This window comes from Fulvimonas sp. R45, from assembly GCF_030504985.1.
GTDB lineage: Bacteria > Pseudomonadota > Gammaproteobacteria > Xanthomonadales > Rhodanobacteraceae > Rhodanobacter_A.
In genome coordinates this window covers 123,151-133,275 of the sequence record NZ_JASERU010000003.1, presented here as the reverse complement: position 1 = coordinate 133,275, position 10,125 = coordinate 123,151, and the positions used below count along the sequence as shown (strand labels likewise).

The 10,125-nt window shown below is 72.4% G+C and carries 8 protein-coding genes; all 8 read right to left on the bottom strand.

Translation table 11 applies throughout. The annotated features are described in order from the left end of the window. Positions 1–130: 130 nt before the first annotated feature. Entirely contained in the window at positions 131–2,488 is a 2,358-nt protein-coding gene (locus QMK61_RS03670; protein ID WP_302070496.1) for an MMPL family transporter, read from the bottom strand. Then, entirely contained in the window at positions 2,485–3,096 is a 612-nt protein-coding gene (locus QMK61_RS03665) for an outer membrane lipoprotein carrier protein LolA (RefSeq protein ID WP_302070494.1), read from the bottom strand. The genes QMK61_RS03670 and QMK61_RS03665 overlap by 4 nt, the downstream gene beginning before the upstream one ends. After that, positions 3,084–3,860, bottom strand: coding sequence for a glycosyltransferase family 2 protein (locus QMK61_RS03660; protein ID WP_302070492.1), 777 nt, complete (start codon positions 3,858–3,860; stop codon positions 3,084–3,086). Before QMK61_RS03660 ends, QMK61_RS03665 begins: the two co-directional genes overlap by 13 nt. Positions 3,861–3,869: 9 nt before the next feature. Next, entirely contained in the window at positions 3,870–4,139 is a 270-nt protein-coding gene (locus tag QMK61_RS03655) for an acyl carrier protein (protein WP_302070490.1), read from the bottom strand. Positions 4,140–4,581: 442 nt separating this feature from the next. After that, complete coding sequence (locus tag QMK61_RS03650; protein ID WP_302070489.1) at positions 4,582–7,791, bottom strand: autotransporter domain-containing protein; 3,210 nt, start codon at positions 7,789–7,791, stop codon at positions 4,582–4,584. A gap of 157 nt (positions 7,792–7,948) precedes the next feature. Beyond that, positions 7,949–9,049 (bottom strand): Glu/Leu/Phe/Val dehydrogenase dimerization domain-containing protein, encoded by a 1,101-nt coding sequence (locus tag QMK61_RS03645; RefSeq protein WP_302070487.1) that lies wholly within the window; start codon positions 9,047–9,049, stop codon positions 7,949–7,951. A gap of 202 nt (positions 9,050–9,251) precedes the next feature. Next, the gene (locus tag QMK61_RS03640; RefSeq protein ID WP_302070485.1) at positions 9,252–9,626 is read right to left on the bottom strand and encodes a hypothetical protein; all 375 of its coding nucleotides are present in this window, start codon (positions 9,624–9,626) and stop codon (positions 9,252–9,254) included. Between the two features lie 55 nt (positions 9,627–9,681). Then, a complete protein-coding gene (locus tag QMK61_RS03635; protein WP_302070484.1) occupies positions 9,682–10,011 on the bottom strand; it encodes a hypothetical protein in 330 nt (109 codons plus the stop codon). Between the last annotated feature and the right edge of the window lie 114 nt (positions 10,012–10,125).

Genomic DNA, 10,125 nt, shown 5'->3' with positions numbered 1-10,125 from the left:
GGAGGGCGCGCCATCGGGGTGGCCTCTCTTTTGGTTACTTTTCTCTGGCCAAACAGAGAAAAGTGACTCGGGCCCCGGCAGGGGGCCGAAACTCCGGCCGCAGGCCGGCACGCTGCCGATATGACCATGGTCACGGCGAATCCCCGCCATCGGCACGACTAGCCGGCACCAGCACCGCGGTAAACGCGATCCCCAACAGCAGCGTCAGCCCGAAGTCCCGCAACGCCGGCAACGAAGCCAGCGACAGCAGCCCGAACGAAAGCAGCGCGGTGAGCGCCGAAAGCAGCACGCTGGCATACATCGCACCGGGCTTGTCCGCGGTATGCGGCTCCCCTTCGTGCAGGAACACCGCGTAGTTCGCGCCCACCCCCAGCACCAGCATCAGCGCCATCCAGTGGAACAGGGTCAGCGGCTGGCCGAGGTAGCCCAGCGCGGCGAGGGTGAGCGCGATGCCCAGCACCGGCGGCGCCAGCACGCGCGGGGCGCGGCGCCAGCCGTAGCGCCAGCCGAACACCGGCACGATCAGCAGCACCGCGGCGAGCAGCCACACGCTGGCGTAGCGGCGGTAGCGGCCGAACAGCGCCGACACGCTGGCGGGCTTGTCCACCAGCTGCACGCCGGGCAGTCCGGCGGCGGCGCCAGCGAGAACCGCGTCGTCGGCCGCGCCCTGCGGCAGCACGATGGAGCCGCAACCATGCGAACCGCAGCCCAGCCACAGGTAGCGGAACGGCGTGGCCAGCGGCGTCTTCAGCCAGTCCTGCAACTGCAGCGGCGTGCCGGGCCAGGCGGCGAGCCAGGCATCGATGGCGCCCGCGCGGAAGCCGGCGCCGGCGAGCAGGGCGCGCGTGCGCTCCGGATGATCCAGCAGCGGCGCCAGCAGGGCGTGGTCCGCGCGCTGGCGTGTCAGCGAGGGCGCCATGCCGGCCAGTCCGATCCAGTCCTGCAGCTTGCCGTGCGCGACCAGCGCCTGCAGTCGCTGTTCCAGCGCTTCCTCGCGCTGCAAGGTCTGCTCGGTATCGGCACCCTGCACCAGGAAGAACTGGCTGCCGTTGCCGAGGCCGGTGAGTTCGCGGATGCGCGCTTCCTGCGACAGCAGCCCGGCGGGCTGCGCGATCAGCAGGTGCACGTCGTCGTCATGGCCGAGCCGCCACCAGCCGGGCACCGCCAGCAGCACCAGCAGCAGCGCCGCGACTGCGCCGCGGCGGCCATGGGCGAGCCGGCCCACGCCATGCTGCAGCGCGCGCGCCCAGCGCACCGGCGCCGCCGACAGCGGCTTCGCCGGGCGTTGCAGCAGTGCCGGCAGCAGCCAGCACACGCCGAGGCAGGCGGCCAGCATGCCGGTCATGGCGAACACCGCCATCTGGCGCAGCGCGGGAAACGGTACCAGGCCCAGCAGGGCGTAGCCGAGCAGCGAGGTGGCCAGCGCCAGCAGCAGCGCCGGTCGCACCTGGCGCAGGCCGCCGGCGGCCTGCCAGCGCGGGCCGGCATTGGCGCGCGCGGCGAGGTACTGGATCGAGTAGTCGACCGCCTCGCCCAGCAGCGCGGCGCCGAACACCAGGGTGAGCAGGTAGATCCGGCCAAACACCAGCAGCGACACCGTGGTGGCCGCCACCACGCCCACCGCGGTGGAGAGGAAGGCCAGCAGCAGCGGCCCCGGCGAACGGAACATGCCGAGCAGCAGCAGCGCGATGCCCGCGGTGGAGATCCAGCCGACCATATGCACGTCGCGCTCGGCGCCGGCGCGCGCGGCGGCGGCGTAGAACACCGCGCCGGTGCGCAGCAGGCGGGTGCCGGGGTAGTCATGCCGGATCGCGCGCTCGGCGCCGTCCAGTGCCGCCAGCGCGTGGCGTTGCACGGCGTCGTCGTAGGACGAACCGGCCAGCGTGGCGGTCACCAGCACCTGGGTGGCGTCGCCGTGGTGCGCGACCAGCAGGTCGTCCTCGGGCAGCAGCGGCGAGCGGCTCCACGGCTGGCGGTCGAGCCAGTGTTGCAGCCAGCCGAACGGGTCGTCCGCGAGCGTGGTGCCCACGCCATCGAGGAATGGCGCGTTCAGCCGTTGCGCCAGTGCCTGCGCCGGATCGAAGCCGGACGCGGCCAGCGCGGCGCGGTCGGCGCCGGCCAGCAGCCAGAAGCGGTGCGGCAGATAGGGCGCGGTGACCTGGCCGAGGTCGAACGGCGGCAGTTCGGCCAGCACCGAAGCGAAGGCCTTGTCGTGCGCCAGTGCCTTGCCGAGCGCGCGGGCGGCGGCCTTGGCGCGCGCGTCGTCGGCGTTCTCCACCACCAGCACCATGCGGTCGCCGTTGGCGTGGGCCAGCCGCTGCACGGCGGTCTCGGCCAGCGGGTTCTGCTCAGTGGCGGGCAGCATCGCCAGCAGGTCGGTCTGGATCGGCAGCCGGCCGCGGCCGAACAGCAGGTAGGCGCCCAGCGCGGCGAGCAGCAGCGCGGCGACGGCGAACAGGCCGGCGCGCAGTCCCAGGCGGGGCGTCATGGTAGGCCGAGCGCGCGCTTTTCCAGCGCGCTCAACGGCCCGGCATCGCGCGTGTGCGCGAAGCGGATGTCGGTGGCGCCGCCATCCCGCATGCGGATGGCGATGGCCTGCAGGTAGTCGTCGCCCTGCAGCTCGATGCTGCCCAGCACACGCGCTACCCGCGCCTGCTTCGGCACGAAGCGCAGCGTCCAGTGTGCGGCGGTGCCGCTGGCGGCGACGTCGAACTGGCGCAGCGCCTCGTCGATGTGGCCGCCGAGCATGCCCTGCAGCATCTGCGCCACCTGGCTCACGCCGCGCTCGCCGCGCACCGGGTGCGGTTGGCCATCGGCGTCCACCCGCGCACTGCGGCTGCCGGTGAGGGCCAGGGTTTCCGGGTACGGCGACACCACCTGCCACAGCATGCCGTGGCCGAGCACGAACAGCAGCCGGCCCTCGCTCACCTGCGGCTTGTCCAGCGCGGGGTTGCGGCGGGTCTGGGTGAAGTCGGCGCGCACCGCCGCATGGCGGCCCAGCCGGGCCAGCACATCGTGCAGCAGGGCGGAATCGGCTTGCGCGCGGGCCAGCGGCGCGGCCAGGCACAGCAACAGCAGGATCATCAGGCGACGCATGCGGGTTCTCCTCGCCGGCGGCGCCGCAACAGCCGCGGCGCCCGGGGCAGCATGCCAAGCAACAGCCGCGTGTGCATCGCGCTGATGCGCAGGTTGTCGCGCAGCATGCGGAAGTGTGACAGCCCGTTTTCCGGATAGGTCACCCGCGTGGGCAGGTTCACCACCGGCACGCCGCGCCAATGCAGGCGCACCGCGATCTCGGTGTCGAAGTCCATCCGCGCCGGCGGCGGCCTGCGCTCGATCTCGGCGCAGGTGGCGTCCAGCGGGTACAGGCGGTAGCCGCACATCGAGTCGCGGATGTCCAGCGACAGCGTCTCCAGCCACACGCAGGCGTGGGTGACGTAGCGCCCGTACAGCCGCCCGCGCGGCACGCTGGCGTCGTAGACCGGCGCGCCGCAGACCAGCGCGTCGGGCCGGGCGCGCGCCGCGGCGAGGAAGCGCGGCGCGTCGGCGGTGTCGTGCTGGCCGTCGGCGTCGATCTGCAGCGCGTGGCTGTAGCCGGCTTCGTGCGCCGCGCGCAGGCCGGCGGCGAGCGCGCGGCCCTTGCCCTGGTTGCGCGGCAGGCGAAGCAGCCGCATCGCGCCGGGCAGTTCGCGCGCCAGCGTGTCCAGCACGGCGCGGGTGGGCGCGTCGCTGCCGTCGTCCACCACCAGCACCGGCAGGCCGTGCGCGCGCAGCGCATGCACGGTGCGCGCGATGGTGGCGCCGTGGTTGTAGATAGGGACCAGCGCGCAGGGCGCGAAGCGGGCGGCGGCGTCCGCCATGGCCGTCGGTCAGCGTTCCAGCAGGCCGCGTACGGTGGCGACCACGTCGCCCACCGAACGCACGCTCTTGAAGTCTTCCGGCTTGATGCGCATGCCGGTCATGTCCTGCACCTGGATCGCCAGGTCCACCGCGTCGATGGAATCCAGTTCCAGGTCGGTGAACAGCTGGGCGGCGGGCGTGACCCGGGCCGGGTCGATCTCGAAGGTGTCGCGCAGCACCTCGCGCAGCCGTTCCAGGATGTCCTCGTCGCTGATCCCTGCCGTGATGACGCTGCTCATGTCTACCGCCTGTTCCTGCCTGTCGTGGTTGCCGGGGCGCGGGCGGGTGCGTCGGAGTGCGACCGGCCGACGGGACGGGGCCGGCGCCCCGTTCCGCTGCTGGTGGCATGAGAACCGGCCTGGGCCGGTCGTCCCCGTGCAAGCCCCTGTTCGCCAGCTTTGCCTTTGCAGGCAAAGCCTTGCACTTCCCGCGAGGGGCGAAGTCTAGCAGGAACGCGGTCGTGGTTGACGGCGGTGGAGGGTGGGACGGCCAGCAGGGCGCCGGGGGGTGATGGCCCTGCTGGCCTCGGTCAGGGACGACCGCCCGTGAAAGGCCGCGCGCCGTGGCGGCATCCCGGCCGGCGGACCCGGCACGCGGGTCCGGGTCCGCCTCCACCGCGGGCTTCCAGGCCCGCGGCGGCGGCCATCCTTGGCCAGAGGGCGCCTCCAGCGCCCACGAACCTCAGAACTTCCAGTCGAAGCCGAAGTGGAAGCCGCCGTCGACCGCGTGGCGGCTGACCTGGCCCTGGTAGGAGAAGTCCAGCGAGGTCGATGGCGAGGCCTGCACGCCCAGGCCCACCTGCAGCGCCAGCGCGTCGTGCGCGATCGGCGCACTGGCGACGTCGAACGGGCTGCCGCCGGCGAAGGCCAGCGTGGTCCGCGGGTCCACGTAGCCGGAGGCGTGGCGCCAGCCCAGCATGCCGTGCAGGGCGACGTGGCCGCCGCCGGCGACGAACCAGGTGGCGGCGCGCGCGCCCAGGGTGGTGAACGTGGTGCCGTGGTCGTCGCCCCGGCCGTGCAGCGCCTCGATGCCGCCATGTTCGGCGAAGCTGTCGGTGGACAGCTTCACGTAGGCGGCCTGGGCGAACGGCTCCAGCATCGAGTGGCGGAAGTCCAGCCGGTAGCCCGCCTCGGCGAAGCCCTGGACGACGCGGGCCCGGTAGTCGCCCTGCGCGTGGTCGGCCAGGCCGGGCAGGGCCACGATGCGGCTGGTGTCCAGCGCGTGGCGGGTGTAGGCCAGGCCGCCGCGCAGGCCGAACCGGCCGAAGCGGGTGCCGGCGTAGGCGCCCAGGTGCAGGTCGTTGCCGGTGGCGGAGGAGCCGCGCGCGTCCGCCTTCACCGCGCTGTGCGTGAAGCCGGCCAGCACGCCGAGGCGGCTGTCGTGGCCCAGCGCCACGTCGTGGCCCACGTAGAAGCCGGCCGTGTTGTCGCGGATGCCGGCGGCGTTGCCGTCGCTGTCGTGGTGGCCCCAGCCGCTCACGAACTGGCCCCACCAGGCACGGCCGCCCGGGCCGGCCTGCACCACCTGGCCGGCGGCGTCGGCGTCGCCGTCGAGGCGGGCGTCCATCGCGTCGCGCAGGTAGCGGCTGTCGAGCAGGTAGGCGCTCTGCACGCTGGCGTGGATCTCGCCGGAGAGCTGGTCGGCGGCGCCGCGGATGGCGGCGTCGCTGGGCAGGTTGGCGAGCCGGGTGAACAGCTCGCCGGCCGGCGCCAGCGACTGCGCGCCACCCAGGGCGGCGGCCTGGTTGGGCGTGCCGGCGAGCGCGGGCAGCGGCCGCGACTGCACCACGTCGAGGTAGACGTGGTCGGCGTCGTAGGCGGCGGCCAGGCCCAGCACCGGGCTGATCGCCATGTCCGCGGCCAGCGCGTAGGTGCCGGTCACGCCCTGCGCGGCGCTGAGCACGGTGTAGCGCGAGCCGGTGCGGTACAGCGTGCCGGGCGTGGCGACGACGTCCAGGCGGGCGCCGTCGAGCAGGCTGGCGTGGCCGCCCACGGCGATGCGGCTGGACACGCCCGGGCGGCCGAGGTCGACCCGCGCCAGGTAGCTGGAGCCGGCCGCCTGCGTGAAGTCGCCGCCCACCGTCAGGGTCTGGAACGCGGCCGCGCCGGGCTGGCCCGGGGCCACCACGCCGTCCACCTGCAGCGCGCCGCCGATGCGGCCCTGGCCCAGCAGCAGGCCGCCGTCGAGCACCGAGCCGCGGATCAGCCCGTCGTCCACCAGCACGCCGAGGTTGACCGCGTTGCCGGTGAGCGCGCCGGCGAGGTCCAGCCGGCCGGCGGCGCCGATGCCGGTGGGGCCGGTGAAGCCGTTGTCGCCGGTGAGCGTTTCGCGGCCGCCGGACACGATCAGCCGCCCGCCCGTGCCGCCGCCCAGGCCGCCGTCGGTGAGGCTGCCGGCGAAGCTGCCGTGGGCGTCGGTGAGGTCGAGCGTGGCGTCGCCGAGGCGCACCGTGCCGTTGCCGGAGAGCGAGCGCACCGCGCTGGTGTGGTCGGTGCGCGAGATGTCCAGCACGCCGTCCACCTGCACGTTCGACGACTGCGCGATGCTGCCCGGGCCGGCCAGGCCCAGCCAGCCGTGCGCCGCGACGCGGGTGGCGCCGGTGTAGCTGTTGGCGGCGCTGAGGTTGGCCACGCCGCCGGCTTCCACCGTGAGCGAGCCGTGGCCGGAGATTGCGCCGGCCAGGCCGAGCAGGCCCATGGCGGGCGTCACGTCCAGGCTGGTGGTGATCGGCGCCTCGGTGACGAAGAACGGCGTGTAGGCGGTGACCTGGTTCTCCAGGTCGTACATCACCGCGTTGTGGAAGAAGAACGAGATGCCGTAGATGGCGCCGTCCGGGAAGCCACCGTACGGGCCGATGCCGACCACGTTGCTGTAGTCGCCGCTGCTCGGGTCGCCCGAGACGATGGAGCTGGGCTGGGCGCCGGGCACGTTGCCGGTGGCGGTGAGCGTGAAGCCGGGGTTGAGCGCCGAGCCCGGCGGGAAGCCGTCGTCGTTGTCGATCAGCATGATGTCCGGCGTGCCGGTGTCGAACAGGGTGGGGTAGGTGGCGCTCCACAGCGTCTGCCCGCCCTGGCTGATGAGGTAGTTGAACTCGGTGTCGAACTGGCTGGCCGAATGCGCGCCGGACAGCGCGAACGTGCCCTGCGCGCCGCCGATCCACGGCACCGCGGTGAGGAACTGCGCGCGCAGCTCGGGCGTCAGGTTCTCGATCAGGCAGGCGGCGGCGCAGTGACCCGGCGCCTTGCCGGTGCCGTTGGCTTCGACGATGTAGCCGCTGCGGCTGAGCATGCCCGGCACGCCGTTGCCGAAGTCGCCGGCGCCGAAGATGCCGTAGAACGCGCCTTCCTCGGGCGCCACGCCGTGGGCCAGGTTGTTCTGGAAATCCTCGTCGATCTTCAGCGTGGTGCCGTCGGGAAACGTCCCCACCACCGGGCCCGTGGCGGTGGTGGTCACGTAGGCGTAGTTGATCGCCACCGGCGCGCCGGCCGCCGTGGCGTAGCCGGCCACCCTGGCGCCCGTGGCGGAATCATAGAACTGCAGGCTGGCCACAGTGGTGGACGACTGCAGGTAGCCGTAGGTGCCGTCGCCGTACAGGTAGAACTGCAGCGGCCCGGTGGCCGTGCCCGGCTGGGTGGGGAACCATGCCGGGCCGCTGCCGTGCAGCGCGGTGAGGCCCACGTCGATGTTGAACGAATCCGAGCCGGTGTCGAACAGGTATTCCTTCGGCGCGGCGCCGTTGACGCCGACGTTGATGCCCAGCCGGTAGGCGTATTGCGGTCCGAAGTTCTCCTGGATGATGTCGAGCGGGATGCTGTCCGCCCAGGCCTGGGCGCAGGGCGCCAGCAGGCAGGCCAGAGCCAGGGCCAGCGGTCGGTAAGGAGTCGTGCGCACGTGTTTCCCCGAATGAATACGACGAGACCCGCGAAGGCGGGTCTCTAGGCATAACGGAATGCGGCGCGACTTCCCCCCTCTGCCGCCGCAAAAAAAGAGCCCGGCCGGAGCCGGGCTCTTGCACGGGCGGAAACGGTCTTCCGCGCGATGAAGCGGCTTACTGCCCGCGCATGCGGCCCTGGAAACGGGTGCCGTTGCCCATGTGCGGCAGCTTGATCTTGCCGATCGCGGCGATGCGCTCCTCGGCCAGGCGGTCGGCCGCCTTGTAGGTGGGCACGCCCTGCGTCTTGCTGATCTCGTAGATGCGGCCCAGGTTGTAGTAGATCGTGCGCATCATGCGCATCGCGCGCTCGCGGTTGTAGCCGTCGATCTCCAGCGACACGTTCATCACGCCGCCCGCGTTCACCGCGTAGTCCGGCGCGTACAGCACGCCGCGGCGGGTCAGCTCGTCACCGATGGCGTCGGTGGCCAGCTGGTTGTTGGCCGGGCCGCAGATGATCTTCGCCTTGATGCGGTCGATGGTCTGCTCGTTGACGGTGCCGCCCAGCGCGCACGGCGAGTACACGTCGGCATCCACGTCGTAGATCTCGTCCAGGCCCACCGCCTCGCAACCGAGTTCATCGACGCAGCGTTGCACGGCTTCCTTGTTGATGTCGGTGACGAACACCTTGGCGCCCTGCTCGCGCAGCAGCTTGATGAACTCGCCGCCGACGTGGCCGCAGCCCTGCACCGCGTAGCTGTACTTGCCTACGTCCTCGTTGCCGTACTTGAACTGCAGCGTGGCCATCAGGCCCTGCAGGGTGCCGTAGGCGGTGAACGGCGAGGGGTCGCCCGAGCCGCCGTGCACCTGGTGCACGCCGGTGACGTACTCGGTCTCGCGGAACACGTATTCCATGTCGTTGACGTCGATGCCCACGTCCTCGGCCGTGATGTAGCGGCCGTTGAGCGAGTTGACGAAGCGGCCGAACGCGCGGAACAGCGCCTCGGACTTGTCCTTCGACGGATCGCCGATGATCACCGCCTTGCCGCCGCCCAGGTTCAGGCCGGCCACGGCGTTCTTGTAGGTCATGCCGCGGGACAGGCGCAGCACGTCGTTCACCGCGTCCTGCTCGGTCTTGTACGGCCACATGCGCAGACCGCCCAGCGCGGGGCCGAGCACCGTGTTGTGGACCGCGATGATGGCCTTCAGGCCGGCGTCCCGGTTCTGGCAGAAGACGACCTGCTCGTGGTCGGTGTGGGCGATGGTTTCGAAAATCATTGGAACGTTGACTCCACGTGGTGCGGCGTCGCGAACGGCGACCGCTGGATGGCGGCGGAGGTCGATCCAGCGCGGCCCCGCCAGGGCATTGCCTGAAACTCAAAGCCCCAGCATGGGCTGGGGCGGCGAGTCGAATCCCGACAATTTTAGTACGTCGCCGGCAGGCCTGCCGTTGCGGCGCAGCAATGCACCGGGTGTGGCGTCAGTCCGCCACCCACACGCCCACGTGGAAATGCCAGCCGTCGCCGCGCTGCTCCCAGTGCGGGTGCACGTAGTGGTAGCCGGGGCGCGCCGGCCGCCAGTGGCCGGCCACGGCCACGTAGCGCGCGCCGTCCCAGCGCCAGTAGCCGTGCACCCAGACATAGCCCGGACGGGGCCCGGGGAGCACCTCGACGATGCGCGGCGGCGGCGCTTGCGGCGCCACCACTTCCACTACCTCGCGCCGCACCACCGGGCGCTCGACCACTACTTCGCGCTGTACCACGGGGCGCGGGCGATAGACCGGTTGCTCCTCGACGCAACCGGACGCCAGCGCGGCGAAACCGGCCAGCAGCAACACGACAGGACGTGACGTCATGGACATTCCTTGGGCAGGGAAGAAAACCGCCGGCGCGATGCCGGCGGCGGATGAGTCAGCGGTACCAGCCGCCGTCGCGGAAATGCCAGCGGCCGTGCGGGCCGCGCACCCAGGTGGCGGGGCGGTAGTGGTAGCCCGGGCGCACGCGCACCCAGTCGCCGGCCACCCACACGTGGCGGCGCCAACGCGCGTCCCAGCGCCAGTAGCCCGGCGCCCAGACGTAGCCGGCGCGCGGCGGGGGCATCCGCTCGATGCGCGGCGGGGGCGGCGCCACGCCGATGCCCACGCCCACGTTCACGGCCACCTGGGCGCTGGCGGGCAGGGCGAAGCAGGCAGTGCCGGCGGCGAAGGCAAGGCCGGCGATCAGGGCGAATCTGCGGGACATGGGGCGTTCTCCGTCATCGCCGCGACCGGCGGCGTGCAGGTCGGAGAACGCCACGGTGGCGGCGGTGTTGACGGGTGACGCCGGTGCCGTTCAGGCGGTATACGGCGAGCATCT